General features: G+C 73.6%; 22 protein-coding genes and 2 tRNA genes. 18 read left to right on the top strand and 6 right to left on the bottom strand.

All coding sequences use genetic code 11. From position 1 onward, the window contains the following. Positions 1 to 45 precede the first annotated feature (45 nt). On the bottom strand, positions 46 to 1395 hold the full coding sequence (locus tag M3677_RS01940; RefSeq protein WP_251159665.1) for a glycosyltransferase: 1350 nt from the start codon (positions 1393 to 1395) through the stop codon (positions 46 to 48). A gap of 102 nt (positions 1396 to 1497) precedes the next feature. On the opposite strand from M3677_RS01940, the gene M3677_RS01945 reads away from it, so the two are divergent. The 3 genes from M3677_RS01945 (at position 1498) to M3677_RS01955 (ending at position 2438) form a co-directional block, all read left to right on the top strand. Further along, positions 1498 to 2130, top strand: coding sequence for an MBL fold metallo-hydrolase (locus tag M3677_RS01945; RefSeq protein ID WP_066654883.1), 633 nt, complete (start codon positions 1498 to 1500; stop codon positions 2128 to 2130). A 98-nt stretch (positions 2131 to 2228) separates the two neighbouring features. After that, a tRNA-Glu gene (locus tag M3677_RS01950) sits at positions 2229 to 2304 on the top strand. A gap of 58 nt (positions 2305 to 2362) precedes the next feature. Next, positions 2363 to 2438, top strand: a tRNA-Glu gene (locus M3677_RS01955). A gap of 111 nt (positions 2439 to 2549) precedes the next feature. Here the strand turns inward: M3677_RS01955 and M3677_RS01960 are convergent. Next, positions 2550 to 3074: a MarR family winged helix-turn-helix transcriptional regulator gene (locus tag M3677_RS01960; protein ID WP_209682175.1), complete on the bottom strand. Its 525-nt coding sequence runs from the start codon at positions 3072 to 3074 to the stop codon at positions 2550 to 2552. A gap of 85 nt (positions 3075 to 3159) precedes the next feature. Between M3677_RS01960 and M3677_RS01965 the strand changes: the two genes are divergently transcribed. Beyond that, positions 3160 to 4365: an FAD-dependent monooxygenase gene (locus M3677_RS01965; protein ID WP_251159666.1), complete on the top strand. Its 1206-nt coding sequence runs from the start codon at positions 3160 to 3162 to the stop codon at positions 4363 to 4365. A 61-nt stretch (positions 4366 to 4426) separates the two neighbouring features. Here M3677_RS01965 and M3677_RS01970 read toward each other — a convergent pair whose 3' ends face one another. Beyond that, the gene (locus M3677_RS01970; protein WP_251159787.1) at positions 4427 to 5548 is read right to left on the bottom strand and encodes an NAD(P)-binding domain-containing protein; all 1122 of its coding nucleotides are present in this window, start codon (positions 5546 to 5548) and stop codon (positions 4427 to 4429) included. A gap of 200 nt (positions 5549 to 5748) precedes the next feature. On the opposite strand from M3677_RS01970, the gene M3677_RS01975 reads away from it, so the two are divergent. The 7 genes from M3677_RS01975 (at position 5749) to M3677_RS02005 (ending at position 13042) form a co-directional block, all read left to right on the top strand. Then, positions 5749 to 7248 (top strand): aspartate aminotransferase family protein, encoded by a 1500-nt coding sequence (locus M3677_RS01975; protein WP_251159667.1) that lies wholly within the window; start codon positions 5749 to 5751, stop codon positions 7246 to 7248. Further along, a complete protein-coding gene (locus M3677_RS01980; protein ID WP_251159668.1) occupies positions 7245 to 8774 on the top strand; it encodes a lysine N(6)-hydroxylase/L-ornithine N(5)-oxygenase family protein in 1530 nt (509 codons plus the stop codon). The genes M3677_RS01975 and M3677_RS01980 overlap by 4 nt, the downstream gene beginning before the upstream one ends. Beyond that, entirely contained in the window at positions 8771 to 11107 is a 2337-nt protein-coding gene (locus M3677_RS01985) for a GNAT family N-acetyltransferase (protein ID WP_251159669.1), read from the top strand. Before M3677_RS01980 ends, M3677_RS01985 begins: the two co-directional genes overlap by 4 nt. Before the next feature lie 84 nt (positions 11108 to 11191). Beyond that, positions 11192 to 11599, top strand: coding sequence for a RidA family protein (locus M3677_RS01990; RefSeq protein ID WP_251159670.1), 408 nt, complete (start codon positions 11192 to 11194; stop codon positions 11597 to 11599). Positions 11600 to 11604: 5 nt separating this feature from the next. After that, positions 11605 to 12054 (top strand): CrcB family protein, encoded by a 450-nt coding sequence (locus M3677_RS01995; protein WP_209682185.1) that lies wholly within the window; start codon positions 11605 to 11607, stop codon positions 12052 to 12054. Then, positions 12051 to 12440: a fluoride efflux transporter CrcB gene (gene crcB, locus M3677_RS02000; protein WP_209682187.1), complete on the top strand. Its 390-nt coding sequence runs from the start codon at positions 12051 to 12053 to the stop codon at positions 12438 to 12440. Before M3677_RS01995 ends, crcB begins: the two co-directional genes overlap by 4 nt. After that, the gene (locus tag M3677_RS02005) at positions 12437 to 13042 is read left to right on the top strand and encodes a histidine phosphatase family protein (protein WP_066654871.1); all 606 of its coding nucleotides are present in this window, start codon (positions 12437 to 12439) and stop codon (positions 13040 to 13042) included. Before crcB ends, M3677_RS02005 begins: the two co-directional genes overlap by 4 nt. 500 nt (positions 13043 to 13542) lie before the next feature. Here the strand turns inward: M3677_RS02005 and M3677_RS02010 are convergent, their stop codons facing one another. Beyond that, positions 13543 to 14610 carry an FUSC family protein gene (locus tag M3677_RS02010; RefSeq protein WP_066654869.1) on the bottom strand — a complete coding sequence of 356 codons (1068 nt, stop codon included), beginning with the start codon at positions 14608 to 14610 and terminating at the stop codon, positions 13543 to 13545. Between the two features lie 204 nt (positions 14611 to 14814). Here M3677_RS02010 and leuC point away from each other — a divergent pair, with 204 nt between their 5' ends. The 6 genes from leuC (at position 14815) to M3677_RS02040 (ending at position 21338) form a co-directional block, all read left to right on the top strand. Then, a complete protein-coding gene (gene leuC, locus M3677_RS02015) occupies positions 14815 to 16287 on the top strand; it encodes a 3-isopropylmalate dehydratase large subunit (RefSeq protein ID WP_251159671.1) in 1473 nt (490 codons plus the stop codon). After that, a complete protein-coding gene (gene leuD / locus M3677_RS02020; protein ID WP_066654867.1) occupies positions 16287 to 16883 on the top strand; it encodes a 3-isopropylmalate dehydratase small subunit in 597 nt (198 codons plus the stop codon). The genes leuC and leuD overlap by 1 nt, the downstream gene beginning before the upstream one ends. After that, positions 16883 to 18250: a UDP-N-acetylglucosamine 1-carboxyvinyltransferase gene (murA, locus tag M3677_RS02025; RefSeq protein WP_066654865.1), complete on the top strand. Its 1368-nt coding sequence runs from the start codon at positions 16883 to 16885 to the stop codon at positions 18248 to 18250. Before leuD ends, murA begins: the two co-directional genes overlap by 1 nt. 4 nt (positions 18251 to 18254) lie before the next feature. Then, positions 18255 to 19103 carry a lysophospholipid acyltransferase family protein gene (locus M3677_RS02030; RefSeq protein ID WP_251159672.1) on the top strand — a complete coding sequence of 283 codons (849 nt, stop codon included), beginning with the start codon at positions 18255 to 18257 and terminating at the stop codon, positions 19101 to 19103. A gap of 91 nt (positions 19104 to 19194) precedes the next feature. Next, a complete protein-coding gene (locus M3677_RS02035; RefSeq protein WP_066658371.1) occupies positions 19195 to 20208 on the top strand; it encodes an NAD(P)H-dependent glycerol-3-phosphate dehydrogenase in 1014 nt (337 codons plus the stop codon). Positions 20209 to 20240: 32 nt separating this feature from the next. Continuing rightward, complete coding sequence (locus M3677_RS02040; RefSeq protein WP_251159673.1) at positions 20241 to 21338, top strand: D-alanine--D-alanine ligase family protein; 1098 nt, start codon at positions 20241 to 20243, stop codon at positions 21336 to 21338. A 45-nt stretch (positions 21339 to 21383) separates the two neighbouring features. Here M3677_RS02040 and M3677_RS02045 read toward each other — a convergent pair whose 3' ends face one another. After that, entirely contained in the window at positions 21384 to 21869 is a 486-nt protein-coding gene (locus tag M3677_RS02045) for a DUF3515 family protein (RefSeq protein WP_251159674.1), read from the bottom strand. Between the two features lie 34 nt (positions 21870 to 21903). Between M3677_RS02045 and thiL the strand changes: the two genes are divergently transcribed. Further along, positions 21904 to 22896, top strand: coding sequence for a thiamine-phosphate kinase (gene thiL / locus M3677_RS02050; RefSeq protein ID WP_251159788.1), 993 nt, complete (start codon positions 21904 to 21906; stop codon positions 22894 to 22896). Positions 22897 to 22961: 65 nt separating this feature from the next. Here the strand turns inward: thiL and M3677_RS02055 are convergent, their stop codons facing one another. Beyond that, the gene (locus M3677_RS02055) at positions 22962 to 23522 is read right to left on the bottom strand and encodes an RsmD family RNA methyltransferase (protein ID WP_251159675.1); all 561 of its coding nucleotides are present in this window, start codon (positions 23520 to 23522) and stop codon (positions 22962 to 22964) included. Positions 23523 to 23629: the final 107 nt, after the last annotated feature.

Genomic DNA, 23629 nt, shown 5'->3' on the forward strand with positions numbered 1-23629 from the left:
GGACGTGACCGATCCTACGGTCACGCGTGGCGCTGCGCCTCCGGGTCACCCGGCGAGGGGCCGTCCCGCCCTGACGGCGCGCCAGCGTCGACGACTGCGGAGCCATGCGGACGGTCCCGCGGGGAACCCCCGGAGCTCGTGGTACGCCAGTGACCGCGGCACCGGTGTGCTCGCCGGAGCCGGGAGGGTCGGGTCCGCGGCCCGTCGGTGGTCGGCGCCACGGCCGCGGAACAGGGCCGCGGCCGCGACCCGGGCCTTCGCCGTCGCCGCGAGGGGGACGAGCCGAGCGAGGACGGCGACGTGTCGTCGGTCCCGGGCCACGAGTGCGCAGAGCAGGGCGGCGAACCCGACGCCGTTGCCGTGCAGCTGCGCGTGCAGCTCCGCGACGGTCCGGCGGTGCCGGTGGTGCACGACGGCGCGGGGTTCGAAGCCGATGCGTCCGCCGCGCCAGAGGGTCTCGACGAACATCGCCAGGTCCTCGCCGCCGCGTGCGGGGGACCCGGCGCCGAGGGTCGGGTCGAACCCACCGACCGACTCGAGCAGTGTCCGGCGGAACGCCATGTTCGCGCCGGCGCCGTACGCACCGATGCCGTACACCGGGAACCGTCGCCGGACCGAGCCGTCCGGTCGCACCGCGGCCACGCGGGCGAAGCGCATCGCGCCGGGCACGTCCTCGGGGACGATGGTCACCGGCTCGAAGGAGCGCTCGCCGCTGAAGCCGCCGTAGTACGCCTCGTACCAGACCTGCGCGGGCGTCGCGAGCTCGGTCGGCAGGACCACGCCGACGACGGCGTCGAGCTCCGGCTCACGGACGAAGCGCTCGCCGAGGGCACGGAGCCAGCGCGGGTCGACCTGCACGTCGTCGTCGGTGAACGCCACGACCTCGCCCCGTGCCGCAGCGATCCCCGCGTTCCGCCCGGCGGACAGCCCGGGGCGCCGTTCCTCGACGAGTCGGACACGGCGTCCCGCGAGCAGGGCCGGCAGCGGGTCGTCCTCCGGGACCCGGACACGGTTGTCGACCACGATGACCTCGTGCTCCGGGTGGTCGTGGCGCTCGAGGGCGTCGAGCAACCGACCGAGGCCCTCGACGCGGTCGACCACGGTGGACACGACGACGGAGACCGACGGCAGGTCGTCGTCGTCGTGCACGGGGGCCGGCGCGGTCGGGGTGGTCACGGACGACGATGCGGCGAGCGCCCGCAGCACCCGCGCGGCGTCGGACGGGTCGGCCGTCAGCGTCAGCCCGGCCGTGCAGACGGGGTACCCGTCGCGGCGTCCGACGACGAGGGCCTCCGTACCGGTCCCGTCGGCGACGAGCTCCGGCAGCGCGGCATCGAGGTCGACGTGCACGACGCGCCGGGGTCCGGGCAGGGCGACGGCGGTGGTGGTGGCCATGTCCCGGACGCTACGGGCACGCATCGACGTCCGACAACGGCGTGCCAGGACCGTGGCGGGACCCGTGCGGAACCCCGCAGCCACGCGCGTAGGGTCGCCCGCATGGAGGTCACCAAGCTCGAGCACGCGTGCCAGGTCGTCACGAAGGACGGGGCACGGCTCGTCCTGGACCCCGGCGGGTTCACCCGCCCGGTCGACGTGACCGGGGTCGTGGCCGTCGTCGTGACGCACGAGCACCCGGACCACGGCACCCCCGAGCAGCTGCACGGGATCCTCGACCGGAACCCGGACGCGGTGGTCCTCGGGCCGTCGGGCGTGGCCGCGGCGCTCGCCGACGCGGGCATCACGGTCGAGGTGGTCGGCGACGGTGACCACCGCGAGGTCGGCCCCTTCACGCTCGACCTGCACGGCGCCCGGCACCAGCGCATCCACTCCTCGGTGCCCCTCGTCGACAACACCGGGGTGCTGGTGGACGGTCGTCTCTTCCACCCCGGGGACGCGTACACGGTGCCCGGCGTCCCCGTCGAGGTCCTCGCTGCTCCGGTCGGCGCACCGTGGCTCAAGGTCGAGGAGATGATGGACTGGATCGCCGCGGTCGGTCCGCGGCGCGCCTACCCGGTGCACGAGGCGACGCTGTCCGAGATCGGCTTCGCCATGCACACCGACCGGCAGCGCGAGGCGCTCGGGGACGGGGAACTCGTCGTGCTCCGGCCCGGCGAGTCGCTCACGATCTGAGACACTGCGGATCCGCCCGGAGGCGCGGCACACCCGGGCGACACGCCCCGTTTTGGCAGCGTGCGCGCGTTGTGCCATACTTATCGGGTTGTCGGAACGGCCCCATCGTATAGCGGCCTAGTACGTCGCCCTCTCACGGCGGTAACGCGGGTTCGAATCCCGCTGGGGTCACCACAGGTGGCTAGCCTCCGAGTCCGACAACGAGTGTGTCCCGCTCTCGAGCGGGGCGTGCGGCCCCATCGTATAGCGGCCTAGTACGTCGCCCTCTCACGGCGGTAACGCGGGTTCGAATCCCGCTGGGGTCACCACACCCGAGAACCCCTCCGAGCTCCGGCCCGGAGGGGTTCTCGTCGTTCGCGGCGAGGCGGTGCTCTCGGGGATGCGGAGCCCGTTGCTCCCGGCGAGGCGCCGCCCGTCGATCAGTGGGCGGTCGCGGTGGTCGAACCACCGCTCCGACGCGCCGCGAGGCGCGTGTTCGCCGCGGTCGCCGCCGTCGTCATCCGCGCGAGGAACCGCAGTGCGGCCCGGAGCTCGGTGGGGTCGCTCTCGCGGAGGGCGCCCGCGATCTCGCGCCCGGCGAGCGCGAGGAACGCCTCGTTCGCAGCCCGCGCCGCGGCGGTCGCGCGCAGGGTCACCCGCCGGCGGTCCGTGCTCTCGCGGTGGCGGGTCACGTGACCTGCCGTCTCGAGCCGGTCGACGAGCACCGAGGTCGCACCCGACGTCATGCCGATCTGCCGGGCGAGCTGCGCGGGGGAGAGCGGCTCGCCCGCCTGCTCGGCCCACAGCACCTGACCGAGGGCGTTCGCATCCGTCGTCGACATCCCCATCCACACGCCGAGGTGCCGGTCGAGCTCCTCGAACGCCACGGCCCAGTCCCGGAGGTGGTGCATGACGGCGACCTCGTCGTCCTGCCAGTCCGTCGTGAGCGGGTCGATGTCGGGCATCCAGGTTCCTCCACAGTCAAGTCGCTTCACTGTAAAGCACGAGCGGTCGGTCCCAGCCGACCGCGCAGCACACGAGGAGCAGGACATGTCCGCACCACACGCAGTGATCTCGGGAGCGAGCATCGCAGGTCTGTCCGCCGCCTGGTGGCTCCGGCACACCGGTTGGGACGTCACCGTCGTCGAACGCGCTCCGGCCTTCCGTGACGGCGGGCAGAACGTCGACGTCCGCGGCGTCGCGAAGCAGGTGCTCGAGCGGATGGGGCTGACGGATGCGGTCCGTGCCGCGAACACCACCGAGACCGGGACCGTCCTGGTCGACACCGAGGGACGGGTGACCGCGACCCTGCCCGAGGGGCCGGACGGCGCGACCGCCGAGCTCGAGGTGCTCCGGGGCGACCTGGCCCGCACGGTCCGCGACGCGCTGCCCGACGAGGTGCCCTTCGTCTTCGGTGAGCGGATCACCGACGTCGACGACACCGCGCCCGGACACGTCGCCGTCACGACGACCTCAGGTCGGACGCTCCGGGCGTACCTGCTCGTGGTCGCCGAGGGTGTCCGGTCGACCACCCGGGCGCTGGTGTTCGACCACCCGGGCGACGTCGCCGAGCGGGACCTGGGCGTCACGATGGCGTTCGGGACGATCCCTCGGACGGACTCCGACGACCGACGGTGGCGCTGGTACAATGCCGTCGGTGGACGCCAGGTGCACCTGCGCCCCGACCCGTACGACACGACCCGCGCGATCCTGGCCTGGGCCGGCGACGACGACGGGGTGACCGGCGCCGAGCGCACGGGGGTGCAGGCGGGGCTCGAGGAACGGTTCGCCGACGCCGGGTGGCAGTCGCGCCGTGTGCTCGACGGCTTCGCGACGTCGGACGACGTCTACGTCGACCGGCTCACCCAGGTGCGGATGCCCGTCTGGCGGCGGGGCCGCGTGGCCCTCGTCGGCGACGCAGCGTGGTGCGTCACGCCCATGGGCGGAGGAGGCGCGTCGCTCGCCCTCACGAGCGGGTACGTGCTCGCCGCATCGGTCACGGGTCGCTCCTCGGACCGTGCGGACCTCGACCGTGCGCTCGCGGCGTTCGACGACTGGATGCGACCGCTCGTGGACGACGTGCAGGGCATCCCGCGCGGGATCGTCCGGTTCGCCTACCCCCGGACTCGGCTCGGGCTCGCGCTCCGCCACGTCGCCGACAGGGTGCTGCTCGAGGGGCCGCTGCAGGGCCTCGCCGCGAAGGCCACCCGCGTCGCCGAGACCGACCGCGAGCTCCCACCGGTCCCGGTGGCCTGAGGCTGCTCGGCGGCACCGTTCGGCGAGACGCTGATCGGGTCCGGGGTCCGGGGTCCGGCGGTCAGCGCTCGACGTCAGCACTCGGCGGTCGACCGTCCCCGCGGGTGCCCTCGTGGGTGTCGAGCCAGCGGTCCAGGTCGCGGGCGGCGGCCCGGCCCGCGCGGTTCGCCCCGACGGTCGACTGCGACGGGCCGTAGCCGACGAGGTGCACGCGCGGCTCGTCGGTCACCTGCGTACCGGCGACCGAGACGCCGCCGAGCGGGCCGCGCAGGTGCATCGGCGCCAGGTGGTCGAGGTCCGCGCGGTACCCGGTCGCCCAGAGCAGGACGTCCACCGAGGTGTCGGTGCCGTCGGCCTCCACGACGCCGTGCGGTCGGACCCGCGTGAACATCGGCCGCCGCTCGAGCACACCGCGCCGAGCGGCGTCACGCAGCGCGCCGGTCCAGATCAGTCCGGTGTACGACACGATGCTCGCCGGCGGTCGACCGGCCCGGACGTCGGCGGCCACGCGTCGTTCCACGTCGACGCCGTCGACCTCGTGGACGAAGCCGCCCGGCAGGAACACCGGTTCGCGCCGGGTGTACCAGACGGTCGAGGTGACGAGGCTGATCTCCCCGAGCAGCTGCACCGCGGAGATCCCGCCGCCGACGACGGCCACGCGCCTGCCGCGGAAGTGCTCGGCGTCGACGAAGTCGCGACTGTGCAGCTGCTCGCCGAGGAAGGACGCGGCACCCGGCACGTCCGGGACCACCGGGGTGTCCCACGTGCCGGTGGCGTTCACCACGGCGCGCACCAGCCACGAGCCGTGGTCCGTGTCGAGACGGAGTGCCCCGTCGGGGCGGTCGTCGACCGGGGTCACCGACCGCACGCGGACGGGCCGCAGCACCGGGAGGGCCTCGCGCGCCTCGTGGTCGGCGAAGTAGCGGGGGACCGCGGTGCGGGCCTCCTCCGCAGGGTCGACGGGTGGGAGCGGCGTGCCGGGCAGGTCGTGGATGCCGTTCACCGTGGCCATCCGCAGCGACGCCCACCGGTGCTGCCACGCGCCTCCTGGCCGCTGGTTCGCGTCGAGCACGACGACGGTCCTGCCGGCCGGCCCGCCGCGGTCCCCGGCGCCGGACACGGCGCGGAACCCGCGTCGGCGCAGGTGGTGCGCGACCGACAGCCCGGCCTGCCCCGCGCCGATGACGGCGACGGTCGCGACGGCGTCGACGGTCGCGACTGCGTCGGCGGTCGCGTCCGCGTCGGCGTCGGCGGCGGACGGAGGGCAGGTCACCCGGTGAGCGTACCGGGGCAGGCCGGGGCGAGCCGAGCGCGACAGAACGACCGGTCTTCCCCCGGGTGTGGCTTCCGTTCCGCGGAGGAGTGAGGTTAGCCTTACCTAACGTGAACAGCTCCACGCCATTGCTCGAACTCCTCACGTCCGACCGCTCCGACCGGTACCGCAGGGTCGTCCGGGGCGCGGTCGACCGGACCGCCGACCGACTCGCGGCCGTCACCGCGCCGACCACCGACACGCCCGCCGCCGTCCTCCGGCAGCGTGTCGCGGCGGTCGACCTCGACCGACCGCTCGGGTCGGCGGAGGCCGCCGTCGCCGAGGTCGACGACCTCTTCACCGCGGAGGCCGTCTGGTTCCACGACCCCGGGTACCTCGCGCACCTCAACTGTCCGGTGGCGGTGCCCGCGGTCGCTGCCGAGGCGGTCCTCGCGGCGGTCAACCCGTCGGTCGACACCTGGGACCAGTCGCGGATCGGCACCGAGATCGAACGTCGGACGGTCCGGTGGGTCACGGACGCGATCGGCTTCCCGACGGGGGACGGGGTCTTCACCTCGGGTGGGACCCAGTCGAACCTGCACGCCCTGCTCCTGGCGCGCCAGGCCGCGACCGCACCGCTCCGCGCGGGAGACCGTGCGCACCGCTCGCCGGCACTCGACGACCTCGTCGTGTTCGCCACCGCGTCGAGCCACTTCAGCGTCCGGAAGTCCGCGATGCTGCTCGGCCTGCCGGAACGTGCCGTGGTCGACGTCGCCGCCGACGCAGCGGGCCGGATGCGACCGGACGCCCTCGCCCACGCGATCGCCGACGCCCGGCGCGAGAGCCGGACGCCCGCGGCCGTCGTCGCGACCGCGGGCACGACCGACCGCGGCTGCATCGACCCGCTCGAGGCGATCGCCGACGTCTGCGACCTCGAGGACGTCTGGTTGCACGTCGACGCCGCGTACGGCTGCGGTCTGCTCGTGTCCCCGACCCGCCGACACCTGCTCGCCGGCATCGGACGAGCGCGGAGCGTCACCGCGGACTTCCACAAGTCGTTCTTCCAGCCGGTGTCGTCGAGCGCGCTGCTCGTGCGGGACCCGGAGGACCTCCGCCGGGCCTCGTGGCACGCGGACTACCTCAACCCCGAGGACGCCGACGAGCCGAACCAGGTCGACAAGTCCTTGCAGACCACCCGACGGTTCGACGCCCTCAAGCTCTGGGCGACCCTCCGGGCGAGCGGCGCCGAGGCGATCGGACGGGCCTTCGACGCGGTGCTCGACGTCACGGAGCGGGTGCACGAGCACGTCGCGGCACACCCGGACCTGGTGCTCGTCGCGCCGACGCAGCTGAGCACGGTGCTCTTCCGCTGGCAGCCGGACGGGGTGTCGGACGCCGAGGCCGACGCACTCGTCGCGCCGCTGCGCGCGGCCCTGCTCGCCGAGGGGCGGGTACTCGTCGCGAAGACCGTGATCGACGGCCGTCCGTGCAGCAAGCTCACCCTGCTCAACCCCACCACGAGCACGACGCAGGTCGTCGCGGCGCTCGACCACGTGGTCGACACCGCGGCGCGCCTGCACGCCAGCGGCGTCCCCAGCACGGCCGGCACGACGACGGGAGCAACCCGGTGACCACCAGCACCAGCACCAGCACCACCAGCACCAGCGCCACCAGCACCAGGACCAGCGACACCGGCACCAGGACCAGCGACACCGGCGACGGTGCCGGCCGCGTCCTCGACCTGGTCGGGATCGGGATCGGCCCGTTCAACCTCGGGCTCGCCTGCCTGACCGACCCGATCGACGACCTCGACGCCGTGTTCCTCGACCAGGCCGACGGCTTCGCCTGGCACCACGGCATGATGCTCGACGACGCCACCATCCAGGTCCCGTTCCTGGCCGACCTCGTGACCATGGCGGACCCGACGTCGCCGTTCTCGTTCCTCGCCTGGCTCAAGGAGACCGGGCGGCTCTACCCCTTCTTCATCCGCGAGGACTTCCACCCCCTGCGCGTGGAGTACGACGCCTACTGCCGCTGGGCCGCCGAACGGCTCGACACGCTGCGCTGGGGCCGTCGGGTCGTCGCCGTCGAGCACGACGAGGACACCGACCTGTTCACCGTGCACGCCGAGACCCCGAGCGGGTCCGAGCGGTACGTCGCCCGGCACGTCGTGCTCGGCATCGGCACGGAACCCGCGGTGCCCGAGGCGCTCCGCGACCTCGACGGACCGGTCGTGCACTCCGCGGGGTACCTGCCGGCGCGTGACGCGCTCCGGAGCGCCGACTCGATCGCCGTGGTCGGGAGCGGGCAGTCCGCGGCCGAGGTCTACCGCGACCTGCTCGAGGGCATCCGCGACGGCGGCTACCGCCTCGACTGGATCACCCGATCGCCCCGGTTCTTCCCGATGGAGGACACCAAGCTCACGCTCGAGATGACGAGCCCGGAGTACACCGACCACTTCCACGCCCTGCCCGGCGAGGTGCGAGACCGGCTCGGTCGCGAGCAGCGGGGGCTGTACAAGGGCATCAGCGCCGACCTGGTGGACGAGGTCTACGACACGCTCTACCGGATCAGCGCCCGCGGGCCGGTCCCGACGACGCTCCGGACCGACACCAGCGTCGTCGCGGCTGCGTGGCTGCCCGAGCGGGACCGCTTCCGACTGACCCTCCGACACGCGCAGCTCGGCACCGAGGCGGTGCACGAGGTCGCCCGGCTCGTCCTCGCGACCGGGTACCGACCGCGGACCCCGGACTTCCTCGCCCCGGTCGAGCACCTCGTCCGCCGCGACGACCGCGGTCGGTTCGCCGTCGCACGCGACCTGCACGTCGACACCCTCGGCGGACGGATCTGGGTGCAGAACGCCGAGGAGCACACGCACGGTCTGACCGCCCCCGACCTCGGGATGGGGGCGTGGCGGAACGCCTCGATCATCCGCTCCGTCACGGGGCGGTCCGTGTACGGCCTGGAGGAGCGGATCGCCTTCCAGGAGTTCGGCCTGCCCGGTGGACGGCCGGTTCCGGACGCTGCTGCCGACACCGGAGCGGCCGCTGCGGCCGGCACCGGGCCGGACGCTGCGACCGGTCCCGTCGCCGACGCCCCGGCGAGGGCCGCAGCCGCGGCAGCCCGCCGGACCGCGACCGCCGGGGCCGCGTCGTGAGCGCCCCGGCGACCGTCGCCGCACGGGCGGACGCGACCACGGGCCTCCCGTCCGTCCACCCGGTGGTCCCGGACCGCGACGCCGCCGTCGTGCAGGCGTGGCTCGCCGCCCCGGCGTCCTCGTGGTGGGCGATGACCGACCACGACACCGACGCGGTCCGCACGTACCTCCGTTCCGTGCAGGAGGACCCGGCGCAGGCGGGGTGGGTGCTCCGGTGGGAGGGCGAGCCCGTCGCGTACGCGGAGACCTACGACCCGGCGGCCGTGCTGCTCACCGACGTGTGGGACGCGGAACCGGGCGACGTCGGCATGCACCTGCTCGTCGCTCCGCCGCCCGACGAGGGACGTGTCCACGGGCTGACACGTGCCGTGATGCGAGCGGGGGTCGAGCACTGCCGCGACGCCCTCGGCGCGCAGCGGGTCGTCGTCGAGCCGGACGTGCGCAACACGGCGGTGCAGCGGAAGAACGCCGAGGTCGGGTTCCGTGTCCTGCGCGAGGTCGACGTCGACGGAAAGCGCGCGCTGCTGTCGGTCCTGGACACCGGCCGGATCGGCACGCCCGACGACGACGGACCCGCCGCGCACCTGCGGCCGGAGCACCTCGAGCCGGCCGAGCGGCACCTCGTCGCCAAGGCGATCGCGGAGTTCACGCACGAACGGTTGGTCGCCCCACGGCCCGACGGTGCGGGCTGGGTGCTCGACGCCGGGGACTCGACCTACCGCTTCCGCGCGCGGGTGCACACGCTCGAGCACTGGGTCGTCGACGAGGCCTCGCTCACCCGCAGCCGCGCGGGCGTCCCGGCGCCGCTCGATGCACAGGACCTCGTGCTCGCGCTGCACGAGCAGCTCGGGATCCCCGACGCCCTCCTCGGGACGTACCTGGAGGAGATCGCCTCGACGCTCGCCAGCGCCGCGGCGAAGCACCGGCGCGGCGGCCCCTCCGCCGCGCAGCTCGCCCGCGGCCGGTCGGACGGCGACGTGGTCGCGGGGTTCCAGGACGCCGAGGCCGCGATGACCGAGGGGCACCCGGCGTTCGTCGCCGCGAACGGGCGGATCGGGTTCGGGCTCGACGAGTACCGCGCGTTCGCCCCCGAGTCCGGCGGGCGCTTCCGGTACCGGTGGCTCGCAGCCCGTCGTGAGCACACGCACCTGGCGCTCGCCGCGGACCGGTCCGAGCACCAGCACTGGGACGCCGAGCTCGACGCGTCGACGGTCGCGCGCTTCCACGAGGTGCTCGACCGCCGCGGGCTCGACCCCGCGGAGTACACGTGGTTCCCGGTGCACCCCTGGCAGTGGCAGCACCGGATCGCGGTGACGTTCGCCCCGGACCTCGGGCGGCAGGACCTCGTCGACCTCGGCGAGGGGCCGGACGACCACCAGCCGCAGCAGTCGATCCGCACCGCGTTCAACCGTTCCCGGCCGGAGCGGTCGTACGTGAAGACGGCGCTCGCCGTGCAGAACATGGGGTTCCTGCGGGGGATGTCGCCGGCGTACATGCGGACCGCGCCCGCGGTGAACGACTGGGTGGCGGGACTCGTCGAGGCTGACCCGGTCCTGGCCGACGCCGGCTTCGGGGTGCTCCGCGAGCACGCGGCGATCGGGTACACGGGGGACGTCTGGCACCGGATCGGGGCCGTGCCCGCACAGCAGGGCGCGCCGCAGCGGAAGATGCTCGCGGCGCTCTGGCGGGAGAGCCCGGTGCCGCGCCTGCTGCCGGGGGAGCGGCCGATCACCATGGCGGCGCTGCTCCACCGGGACGCGAGGGGGCGGTCGGTGGCTGCTGCGCTCGTCGCGGAGTCGGGGCTCGACGCCGCGTCGTGGGTCGAGCGGTACCTTCACGCGTACCTCCGCCCCGTCGTGCACTGCCTGACCGAGCACCAGCTGCTGTTCATGCCGCACGGCGAGAACCTCGTGCTCGTGCTGCGCGACGGTGCGGTGTCCCGCGTGTTCATGAAGGACATCGGGGAGGAGGTCGTGGTCGTCGGGGACGTCCCGGTGCCCGCCGGGATCGAGCGGATCGTGCACCCGGTCGACGACGACGAGGCGGCGCTCGGGGTCTTCACCGACGTGTTCGACGGGGTGCTCCGGTACCTCGCGGCGATCCTCGACGACGACGGAGTCCTGCCGAGCAGGGTCTTCTGGCGGCTCGTCGGCTCCTGCGTGGACGACGCCGCGGCGGGACGGGCGCGGCCGATCGACCTCCGCGTGCCGGACTTCGAGCACTCGTGCCTCAACCGGCTGCAGCTGCGGAACACCCTGCAGATGGTCGACCTGTCGGCGCAGACCGACTCGCTCATCCGCGCCGGCCGCACGGCGAACCCCGTCGCACGCTGAGGGTCCGCTCACACGGGCGGCTCCGGGCCGGTCCCGCGGGCGGCGGGCACGCTCCCGCGGGTCCGGTCGTGGCAGGCTGGCAGGGTGACCAGCGCCGTGCAGCTCATCCGCTCCGACCGACTCAGCTCCGTGGCGGAGTACGCGTACGCCGCCACCGCGCCTGCCGGTGCCCGACTGGTGTTCCTCGCCGGGGCCTGCCCGCTCGACGAGCAGGGTCGCACCGTCGCCAGGGGGGACCACCGTGCCCAGGCCGCTCGGTGCATGGCCAACCTCGAGACGGCGCTCGCCGCGGCCGGCGCCGGACTCGGCGACCTCCTGCACACCCGCGTGCTCGTGGCGTCGTCCGACCGGGCCGACCTCGTCGCCGCGTGGGAGGTCGTCCGGGCCGCGATGGGGGACCACGACGTGCCCAGCACGCTGACGGGCGTGACCGTCCTCGGCTACGACGACCAGCTCGTCGAGGTCGAGGGCGTGGCCGCCCTGGTGGACTGACGTCCGTGGACACCCGCACGACCGACCGGCCCCCGCACCGTCGCTGGCGGTACCTCGGACTCGTCGCGCTCGGCGGTGCGATCGGCACCGGGGTGCGGGCTGCGCTCGCCGCAGCGTTCCCCGCGGTGGACGGCATCAGCTGGACGATCCTCGGCATCAACGTCGTCGGAGCGTTCTGCCTCGGGGTGCTCCTGGAGGCACTCGCGCACGCGGGTCCGGACCTCGGCCGACGTCGGGCGCTCCGGCTGTTCGTCGGCACGGGCGTCCTCGGTGGTTTCACGACCTACTCGACCCTCGCCGACGACACCGCCCGGCTGCTCGACGTCGGGCGGTGGGGCGCCGGCACCGGGTACGCGCTGCTGTCGGTGGTGCTCGGGCTGGCCGCCGCGGCAGCGGGAGCGTGGGTCGCCGGCGCTCGGCGCTCCCGGGGCGCTCGGAGCGGGGGTGCCCGGTGACCCTGCTCGGACTCCTGCTGGTCTCCCTCGGCGGCGGGGTCGGCGCGGCGCTGCGCTGCTGGCTCGACGGCACCGTCAAGGCCCGGGTGGACGGCACCGCGCTCGGACGCTTCCCGCTCGGCACGCTCGTCATCAACGTGACGGGATCGCTCGTGCTCGGGCTCGTCACCGGGCTCGGGGAGACCGGCGCCCTCGGCCCCTCGGTGGTCGCCGTGCTCGGGACGGGCATGATGGGCGGGTACACGACGTTCTCGACGGCGAGCGTCGAGACCGTGCAGCTCCTCCGATCCGGCAAGACCCGGACCGCCGTCCTGAACGGCCTCGGGATGCTCGTCGTCTCGGTCGGCGCAGCCGCGCTCGGCCTGCTCATCGGAAGGAACACATGACCTCGGAACGCCCCGGCGAACTCGTCCTCGTCCGCCACGGAGAGACGGAGTGGTCGAAGAGCGGTCAGCACACCGGCCGCACCGACATCCCGCTCACCGACGAGGGCATCGAGCAGGCGAAGCGCGCCGGCCGGTACCTCGCCGACCGCACCTTCGCGCTCGCGCTCTCGAGCCCGCTGCAGCGCGCGCGGGACACCGCTGCGCTCGTCGGCGTCGACCCCGAGCTCGACGAGGACCTGTACGAGTGGGACTACGGCGCGTACGAGGGCCTGACCACCCCGCAGATCAAGGTCAAGCGGCACGGCCCGTGGGACCTCTGGACCGACGGGGTCCCTGCCGGCGACACCCCGGGTGAGAACGCCGCCGAGGTCCGGGTCCGCGTCGAGCGGGTCCTGAACCGCGTCCGTCCGGTCCTCGCCGAGGGCGACGACGCGATCGTGGTCGCGCACGGACACGTGCTCCGCGCGCTCGGTGCCGCCTGGATCCGCCTCGCGCCGCAGGACGGAGCCGTGCTCAAGCTCGGCACCGCCACCGTGAGCTCGCTCGGCTACGAGCACGGCCGCCCCGTCATCGACTCCTGGAACGTCGCCCCGCGCGACTGACGCGCGCTCGCTGGCGCGTCCTGCTCCCGCACGACCCGGGGCACGTCGCGCCACGTGTTCCCGCGGCGCGACGTGCTCGCAGTCGTGCGCGCGACAGGCGACCCGGTTGCGGTCGGGAGGCGCGGTGCGGGCTGACCACGCGCCTCCCGTCCGGCGCGCGCTCGCTTGCGCCTCCCGTCCGGCGCGGGCTCGCTTGCGCCTCCTGCTCCCGCACGACCCGGGGCACGTCGCGCCACGTGTTCCCGCGGCGCGACGTGCTCGCGGCTGTGCGCGCGACAGGCGACCCGGTTGCGGTCGGGAGGCGCGGTGCGGGCTGACCACGCGCCTCCCGTCCGGCGCGCGCTCGCTGGTGCGTCCTGCGCCCGCACGACCCGGGGCACGTCGCGCCACGTGTTCCCGCGGCGCGACGTGCTCGCGGCTGTGCGCGCGACAGGGCGCGCTGCGCGGCACCGGCGCGCCGCGTCGGCGCCGCGCCGCGTCGGCGCCGCGCCGACGCCCCGTCAGACGGTGCGGATCGCGCTCGTCGCGCCGAGCGGCCGGCCTCGTCGACGCTCGACGAACCGCCCGACCACCAGGAGCGCGACGCTCACGAGCGCACCGAGCAGCGTCTGCGCGATGCGGTCGAGTGCGAGGAGCTCCGGCGCCTCGGGCAGGCTCAGCCACGACACGGCGAGCGCGAGCGGCGTGAGGAAGAGCAGGGTCACGGCGTAGTGCCGCGCGACGAAGATCTCCGCGAAGAACTGCCCGACGACGGCGATCACGACGATCCACCAGACGCTCGGCTCGAGCAGCAGGATCCCCACGGCCACGACCGTGCCCCCGACGGTGCCGACCACCCGCTGCCAGGCGCGACGCAGCGTGTGCCGCTGCCGGAGCGCGGGGAGCGTCGACACCACAGCGATCACCGCCCAGTACGGGTGTCCGAGCCCGGGGATCGTGACGGCGACCGCTCCGGCCACGACGGACCCGACGACGTTGAGGGCGACGGTCTCCCGCAGCGCCGGCGTGCGCAGGACGTCGAGCGTGCGGTGCTTGCGTGCCGCCAGCGGCCGGAAGCGGTGCGGCGCCCGTGGGTGCAGGAGTCGACGGAGCACCGCGCCCGACATCGCCACGAGCCACGCCCACGCGACCGAGCCGACGATGATCAGCAGGACCGTCGGCAGGTCGGCGGGCCGCAGCGGGACGAGCGAGGAGACGACGAACGCGAAGACCGGGAAGATCGGCTGCGCGGGGATCGTCTGCAGCGCCGTGAGCGTGCACACGGCGACGACGAGCACCACCACGAGCCCGACCGCCTGCAGCCACAGCGGGTGCCCGAGCAACGCGACGCCGATGCCCGCGAGCATGCACGCCGCCTGGAGCGCACCGGCGACGCCGGTCGTGACGGCACGCTGGCGGTACGGCTCGGTCGCGCCGAAGATCGCCGTGAACCCGGCGAACATCGCGAACGCCGCGTATCCCGGCATCCCCAGGGCGATGAGCAGCGCGAGCGGTGCGCCGCCGGCGATCGCGGCGCGGGCTGCGCCCTCGAGGTTGGTGGTCCGGGTCGAGTGCGCAGGTGTCGTCATGTCGTCACCATCTTCCCACCGCGACGGGTGTCGCCGACGCGGGTCGCCTCGTCCGGACCGCACCACGGCCGGACGGGAGGCGCGTGGCGGCGCCGCACCGCGCCTCCCGTCCGTCCCGGCCCGCGTTGGTATACCAACCTGCTAGACTCGCCGGACCGAGCCGCGAGAGCGGTACCGCAACGTCGATGAGGAAGGGCCGGGCCGATGGGAAAGACGCTCGCCGAGAAGGTGTGGGACGACCACGTCGTGGTCAAGGGCGAGGACGGGAGCCCGGACCTCCTCTACATCGACCTCCACCTCGTGCACGAGGTCACGAGCCCGCAGGCCTTCGACGGCCTCCGCCAGGCCGGCCGCCCGGTGCGTCGCCTCGACCTGACCATCGCGACCGAGGACCACAACACCCCGACCCTCGCGATCGACCGGCCCATCGCCGACCCGACGAGCCGCACGCAGATCGAGACCCTGCGTCGCAACTGCGAGGAGTTCGGCGTCCGTCTGCACTCCCTCGGTGACAAGGAGCAGGGCATCGTCCACGTGGTCGGCCCGCAGCTCGGCCTGACGATGCCCGGCATCACCGTCGTGTGCGGGGATTCGCACACGTCGACCCACGGTGCGTTCGGCGCGATGGCGTTCGGCATCGGCACGAGCGAGGTCGAGCACGTCCTCGCCACCCAGACCCTGCCGCTGAAGCCGTTCAGGACGATGGCGATCACGGTCGAGGGCACCCTGCGCCCGGGCGTCACGGCGAAGGACATCATCCTCGCCGTGATCGCGAAGATCGGCACCGGCGGCGGGCAGGGCTACGTGCTGGAGTACCGCGGCTCGGCGATCCGCTCGCTCTCGATGGAGGGGCGCATGACGATCTGCAACATGTCGATCGAGGCCGGTGCCCGCGCCGGCATGGTCGCCCCCGACCAGACCACCTACGACTACGTGCAGGGCCGCGACCACGCGCCGACCGGTCAGGACTGGGACGACGCCGTCGCGTACTGGGACACGCTGGCGACCGACGACGACGCCGTCTTCGACGCCGAGGTCTTCATCGACGCGGACGAGCTCGAGCCCTTCGTCACGTGGGGCACGAACCCCGGCCAGGGCGTGTCGCTGTCCGAGACGGTCCCGGACCCCGCGGGCTACAGCGACCCGAACGACCAGGCCGCCGCGCAGCGTGCACTCGAGTACATGGACCTCGAGGCCGGCACACCGATGAAGGACATCGCGGTCGATGCGGTCTTCATGGGGTCCTGCACGAACTCGCGCATCGAGGACCTCCGGGCCTTCGCGTCGGTCATCCGGGGACGGAAGAAGGCGGACGGCGTGCGGGTCATGGTCGTGCCGGGGTCCGCCCGGGTCCGGCTCGAGGCCGAGGCCGAGGGGCTGGACCGGGTCTTCACCGACTTCGGCGCGGAGTGGCGGTTCGCCGGCTGCTCGATGTGCCTCGGCATGAACCCCGACCAGCTCGCACCGGGGGAACGGTGCGCGAGCACCTCGAACCGCAACTTCGAGGGGCGGCAGGGCAAGGGCGGCCGCACGCACCTGGTGTCGCCGCTCGTCGCCGCCGCCACCGCGGTCCGGGGCACGCTGTCGAGCCCGTGGGACCTGGAGACCGACGACGCGATCGCGACGGTCACCGACGACACCGCCGCGACGGCAGCGACCGCTGAAGGAGCCAACTGATGGACAAGATCACCACCGTCACCGGGATCGCCGCGCCGCTGCAGCGCTCGAACGTCGACACCGACCAGATCATCCCCGCGGTCTACCTCAAGCGCGTCACGAAGACCGGCTTCGAGGACGCCCTGTTCGCCGGGTGGCGCCAGGACCCCGACTTCGTGCTCAACCAGCCCGTCTACCAGGGGGCGCAGGTGCTGGTCGCCGGCCCGGACTTCGGGACCGGGTCGAGCCGCGAGCACGCGGTCTGGGCGCTCCGCGACTTCGGCTTCCGCGTGGTGGTGTCGAGTCGTTTCGCGGACATCTTCAAGGGCAACGCGGGCAAGCAGGGCCTGGTCACCGCGATCGTGACCGAACCGGAAGTCGAGGCACTCTGGGCCGAGATCGCGGCGAACCCGGGCATCGAGGCGACCGTCGACCTGGTCGCGCAGCGCGTGTCGCTCGGCGCGGTGGACGTGCCCTTCGAGATCGACGCCTACACTCGTTGGCGGTTGATGGAAGGGCTCGACGACATCGGGCTCACCCTCCGTGACGAGTCCTCGATCACGGAGTTCGAATCCCGCCGCTCCCGATGGCGGCCGAAGACATTGCCGGTGAAGTAGTGAACTCCCTCGTACAGGACGCAGCAGCAGCAGGGGCCCGCGTCGGCCTCAAGTCGGACGAGATCGTCATCCGGGGCGGCAAGCCGCTCGTGGGGCGCATCGAGGTCCGCGGCGCGAAGAACCTCGCGACCAAGGCGATGGTCGCCTCGCTGCTCGGCGACACCCCGTCGATCCTCAAGGACGTGCCGGACATCTCCGACGTGAAGGTCGTCCGCGGCCTGCTCGAGGTGCACGGTGTGCGGATCACGGACCCTGCACGAGGCGAGCTCATCCTCGACCCGGCGAACGTCGAGTCGGCGCACTTCGCCGAGATCGACGCCCACGCCGGCTCGAGCCGCATCCCGATCCTGTTCTGCGGTCCGCTGCTGCACAAGCTCGGCGAGGCCTTCATCCCCGACCTCGGCGGCTGCCGCATCGGCGACCGTCCGATCGACTTCCACCTCGACGCCCTGCGCGCGATGGGTGCCGTGGTCGACAAGCAGCTCAACGGCATCCACCTCACCGCCCCGGACGGTCTCAAGGGTGCGAAGATCGAACTGCCGTACCCGAGCGTCGGGGCGACCGAGCAGGTCCTGCTCTCGTCGGTCCTGGCCGAGGGCGTCACCGAGCTCCGCAACGCGGCGATCGAGCCCGAGATCATGGACCTCATCGCGATCCTGCAGAAGATGGGCGCGATCGTCACGGTCGAGCCGAGCCGCACGATCTTCATCGAGGGCGTCGAGTCGCTCCGCGGGTACACGCACCGCGCGATCAACGACCGCAACGAGGCCGCGAGCTGGGCCTCCGCCGCGCTCGCCACCAACGGCGACATCTTCGTCGAGGGTGCCGACCAGCAGGACCTCATGACGTTCCTCAACGTCTTCCGCAAGGTGGGTGGCGGGTTCGACATCCAGGAGGACGGCATCCGCTTCTACCGCGAGCGCGAGACCCTGCGCCCGGTCGTCGTCGAGACCGACGTCCACCCCGGCTTCATGACGGACTGGCAGCAGCCGCTCGTCGTCGCGCTGACCCAGGCCGAGGGCACGAGCATCGTGCACGAGACCGTGTACGAGAACCGCTTCGGCTTCACCGACGCCCTGAACGAGATGGGTGCCGACATCGTCGTGCACAAGGAGGGGCTGCCCGGGCACGACCGCCGTGTCGCCCGCCGCCCGTTCGAGCAGGCCGCGGTCATCACCGGCCCGACGACGCTGCACGCCGCGAACGTCCGCGTCCCCGACCTGCGCGGCGGCTTCAGCCACCTCATCGCCGCCCTGACGGCCGAGGGCGAGTCGCACATCACGAACGTCGGCATCATCAGCCGCGGGTACGAGCACTTCATCCCGAAGCTGCGCAAGCTCGGCGCCGACTTCGACTTCGCGGGCTAGGCGCGTGGACGGCACGACGGGCGGCGACGGCACGGCGAGCGGCGCGGGTGACGGCCTGGAGGCACGGCGTGCGTCCGCCTCGGACGTCACCACGGGCCTCCCGAACCCGGGGCGCCGGTGGCGGCGCGGCGAGCTGAACACCGCCTTCCGCATCACGGCGTCCGTGGTGATCCCGGTCTTCCGGTTCACCGCCCGCTACCACTGGCACGGCCCGAAGCGCCTGCCGGAGGGCGGCGCCTTCGTGCTCGCCCCGAACCACTTCACGAACATCGACCCGCTCGTGGTCGGCACCGCCGTCTGGCTGTCCCGCCGTGCGCCGCGGTTCCTCGCGAAGGCGTCGATCTTCCGGGTGCCGGTCGTCGGCAAGCTCATGGCCGGCATGGGGCAGATCCCGGTCGAGCGTTCCGGCCGCACGCGCCTGAACGACCCGCTCGGCGGCGGCAGGTCCGTCATCGAGCAGGGTGGAGCGATCATCGTCTACCCCGAGGGCACGCTCACCCGTGACCCCGACCTGTGGCCCATGCGCGGCAAGACCGGCGCGGTGCGGATCGCGCTCGAGAACGACGTCCCGCTCATCCCGATGGCCCACTGGGGCACCCAGCGGATCATGGGCCGGTACGCGAAGAAGCTCCGGCTGTTCCCGCCGTCGCGCGTCGACGTGATCGTCGGCGACCCGGTCGACCTGTCGGCGTACCGCGGGAAGCCGCTCGACCAGAAGACCCTGCTGGCGGCGACCGACCTGCTCATGCGCCGGATCACCGAGCTGCTCGAGGAGCTCCGTGGCGAGCAGGCACCGGCGACCCGGTGGGACCCGGCCGCCAACGACCAGAAGGAGACCGGGAAGTTTGACTGACGACCGCTCGGGCCTGCGCCCGCACGACGACCACCCGGACCCCGCCGTGGCAGCCCCAGGCGCCGTCGACACCGCAGCCATCCGCGTGGTCATGCAGTCCACCGACAAGCCGCGCGTCGCCGTCATCGGTGCGGGCAGCTGGGGGACCACCTTCGCGAAGGTGCTGGCCGAGGGCGGTGCCGACACCGTCGTCTGGGCACGTCGGCCCGAGGTCGCACGGGAGATCACCGAGACGAAGCGGAACTCCGACTACCTGCCGGGCATCAACCTGCCGCGCACGCTGACCGCGTCGACGTCGCTGTCCGCGGTGCTCGACGGCGCCGAGCAGGTGTACGTGTCGGTGCCGTCGCAGACGCTCCGGTCGAACCTGTCCGCGATCGCGCCGCTGCTGCCCGAGGGCGTCCCCGTCGTGAGCCTGATGAAGGGCGTCGAGAAGGCCACGGGCCTGCGCATGAGCGAGGTCCTGCACGAGGGCCTCGGCATCGACCGCGACCGGATCGCGGTCGCGAGCGGACCGAACCTGGCGCTCGAGATCGCCCGCCGGCAGCCGACCGCCGCGGTCGTGTCGTCGACGTCGCTCGAGACGGCGACCGCGGTGGCCGCGGTCGCCACGAACCCGTACTTCCGCTCGTTCACGAACACCGACGTCATCGGCACGGAGTTCGGCGGCGTGCTGAAGAACCTCATCGCGGTCGCGATCGGCATCGTCGACGGCGTCGGCTACGGCGAGAACACCAAGGCGTCGATCATCACCCGCGGGCTCGCCGAGATGACCGACTTCGCGGTGTCGCTCGGTGCGCAGCCGTCGACGCTGTCCGGGCTCGCCGGCCTCGGCGACCTGATCGCGACCTGCCAGTCCCCGCTGTCGCGGAACAACACGGCCGGCCGCCTGCTCGGTCAGGGGTACCGCTTCGACGAGGTCGTGCGCCAGATGAACCAGACCGCGGAGGGCCTGGCATCGGTCGCCCCGATCCTCGAACTGGCGGCGGCGAACGGCGTCGACATGCCCATCGTCGGGCAGGTGGCCGAGGTCCTCGCCGGTAGGCTCGACCCGCGCAACATCGCGCCGCACCTCACCGAGACCGACGAGCCGCAGGGCGAGTGACCGGTCCGGTCCCGACCACCAAGGGGACTGCCATGCCCACGATCGCTCCCGCTCCCACGACCGTCGCCGTGCTGTTCGGCGGCCGGTCCAGCGAGCACGAGATCAGCTGCGTGACCGCCGGCGGGATCATGGACGTCGTCGATCGCTCGGTCTACGCGGTCGTGCCGATCGGCATCACGAAGGAGGGCGCCTTCACCCTGCAGTCCGACGACCCGGCGCAGTGGGCGCTCCGGGACGGCGCGCTCCCCGTCGTGCCGGACAACGGCACCCGTGTGGCGTTCCCCACGTCGCCGGCCACGAACGAGCTGGTCGTGTCGCACCCGGACGGCTCGGTCACGACGATCGCGGTCGACGTGGCGTTCCCGATCCTGCACGGTCCGTTCGGTGAGGACGGCACGGTCCAGGGGCTCCTCGAGGTCGCCGGGCTGCCGTACGTCGGCGACGGCGTCCTCGCGAGCGCCCTGGCGATGGACAAGCACACCGCGAAGGCCGTGCTCGAGCACGCCGGGCTGCGGGTCGCGCCCTGGACGACCGTGCTCCGCCGGCAGTGGTCGGCCGACCCCGACGGCGTCGCCGAGGCCGTCGCGGTGCACGGGTGGCCGCTCTTCGTGAAGCCCGCCCGCGCCGGGTCGAGCATGGGCGTGTCCCGGGTCGACGAGCCGTCGCAGCTCGCGGCCGCGATGGACCTGGCGTTCGAGCACGACGCGAAGGTGATCGTCGAACCGCGCGTCGCCGGGCGCGAGGTCGAGGTCGCGGTGCTCGAGGGCCGCGACGGTGTCCCGCGCACGAGCCTGCCGGGCGAGATCGTCGTGGCGGAGGACGGTTTCTACGACTTCGCGTCGAAGTACCTGGGCGGCGACGAGGCGCTCCTCTGCCCCGCGCCCCTGACCGCCGACGAGACCGACGCGATCCGGTCGATCGGGGCACGGGCGTTCGAGGCGATCGGCGGTGCGGGTCTCGCGCGCGTGGACTGCTTCCTGACCGACGACGGCTTCGTCGTGAACGAGGTCAACACCATGCCGGGGTTCACGCCGCTGTCGATGTACCCGCGCTGCTGGGCGGCGTCCGGGATGTCCTACGGCGAACTCGTCGCCGAACTCATCGAGCTGGGACGGGTCGCCGTCCGCTGACGTCCGGCGTCGCGTGCAGCAGGCCGTGCGCGCCGCACGCGGTCGTCACCCCTGCACGTCCGAGGGGTCGAGGCAGCGGTGTCCGTCCTCCGGCAGCGTCGACACGACGTCCGACAGGTCCTGCACCACCTGGTTCGTGGTCTTCGTCGAGTCGATGACGACCTGCACCGCGGGGGAGCGACCGAACGTCGTGTAGACGACCTGCTCGCCGCGGTCGTCGCGGATCCAGTCGACCCCGCCCTTGCTGAAGCACGGCAGGTCGGACACCGTCGGCACCGCGACGCCGCAGTGGTAGAGCGCTGCGGCCGGGTCGCCCCACGCGGCCGTCGACTGCGCGTTCGTGTTCCGCAACGGCAGGTCGTTCCCGACGGTCGTGGGGAGGCGGACCTGCACGGCTGCGCACGCGGCGGTGTCGGCGGACGGAGCGGGTGCCATCGACACGGCGTTCGTGCACCCGGTCAGCCCGGCGGCGAGTGCCACGGCGACACCCGCGATCGCGGTCCAGCGGAGGGGTCGGCGCACGGTGTCCATCGACGTCCAGGCTACCGTTGCGGACGTGGACGAGATGGACGACGCCTGGACCGGACCGACTGTGGGACAGCTGGGGGAGCTCGCCGTGCTGGACCGGATCGTCCGTCGACTGCCGGCGGGTGCACCGGACGTCGGTCCCGGTGACGACTGCGCCGTCGTCGCGGCCCCGGACGGCCGGTTCGTCGTCACGACGGACATGATGGTGCACGGGCCCGACTTCCGGTGGGCGTGGTCGTCGCCGGCGGACGTCGGGTGGAAGGCGGCAGCGACGAACCTGTCCGACGTCGCAGCGATGGGCGCGACGCCGAGCGGACTCGTGATCGCCCTGGCCGCGCCGCAGGAGACCCCCGTCGCGGTGCTCGAGTCCTTCGCGGACGGGGTGCGGGCTGCCGTGGACGAGCTCTGCCCGGGCTGCGGCGTGGTCGGCGGGGACCTGTCGACCTCGGCCGTGTTCACGGTCTCGGTGACGGCGTTCGGCGACCTCGGTGGGCGAGCGCCGGTGCTCCGCTCGAGTGCACGTCCCGGCGACGTCCTCGCGGTCTCGGGGGAGCTCGGCCGCGCCGCTCGTGGCCTCGCACGGCTGTTCCGCGACGGCGTCGACGCGCACGGAGAGCCCTCGCGGTCGGCGACCGTCGCGAGCGGCGCGGACACCGACCCCGACGTGGACCGGCAGCGACGCCCGGTCCCGCCGATCGCCGACGGTCCGCTCGCGGCCACGGCCGGGGCGACCGCGATGCTCGACCTGTCCGACGGGCTGGCGATCGACGCCGGGCGGCTCGCCCGGGCCAGCCGGGTGACGCTCGACCTCGATGCCGACGGTGTCGCGGGCGCCGACGACCTCGCACTGCACGGCGGCGAGGACCACGGCCTGCTCGCCACCTTCCCGCCCGGCGTGACGCTGCCGGGCGGCTTCCGGCGCATCGGCGCGGTCGTCGCCCGCGGCGGCGCGGACCTGGTGCGCGGAGGCGAGCCGGTCCCGACGACCGGGTGGGACCCGTACGCCGACTGGGACGGCGCCGCGGGCTGACCGTCGGAGCCGCGCCGGGCCTCCCGGCCGCCCGCGTCCGACCGCCCGCGTCCGCACGCCCCGCGTCAGGCCGGGGTGACGGCCTCCCACGCCACGGTCTCACCGTAGCTGCGCTTGCTGAAGGGCTCCAACCCGGCCGGCCACGTCGGCTCCGGCGACCGCTTGCTCCGCTCGACGACGACCACCGCGCCCGCCGTCAGGCGCAGCACGAGTGCCTCGAGCACGTCCGCGATCTCCTGCTCGGCGACCTCGTACGGCGGGTCGACGAAGACGAGGTCGAAGGTCCGCACCGTGCTCCGCAGGTAGCCGAGCGCCGGCTGCGGCTGCACGTCGATCCGCACCCCCGGCACCCGCTGCTGCACGGCCTTCGCGTTCGCCCGGCACGCCTGCGCGGCAGCGGACGCGCGGTCGACGAGCACGACCTCCGCCGCCCCGCGGGACGCCGCCTCGAGCCCCAGGGCGCCCGTCCCCGCGTAGAGGTCCGCGACCGAGGTGCCCTCCACGAGCCCGCGCGCGCCGAGCGACGAGAACAGGGCCTCGCGCACGCGGTCGCTCGTCGGCCGGGTGCCGGACTTCGGCACCCGGAGCGTCGTGGAACCGGCGGCGCCGGCGATGATGCGGGTCATGCAGCCACCGTAGCGGCGTGCACGGCTTCCACAGGCCGGACGGGAGGCGCGCGGTGCGTCGGACCGGCCCGGTACCGTGGTCGCGTGGTCACCTCCGACACCCCCGA

It is taken from the genome of Curtobacterium sp. P97, from assembly GCF_023712445.1.
GTDB lineage: Bacteria > Actinomycetota > Actinomycetes > Actinomycetales > Microbacteriaceae > Curtobacterium.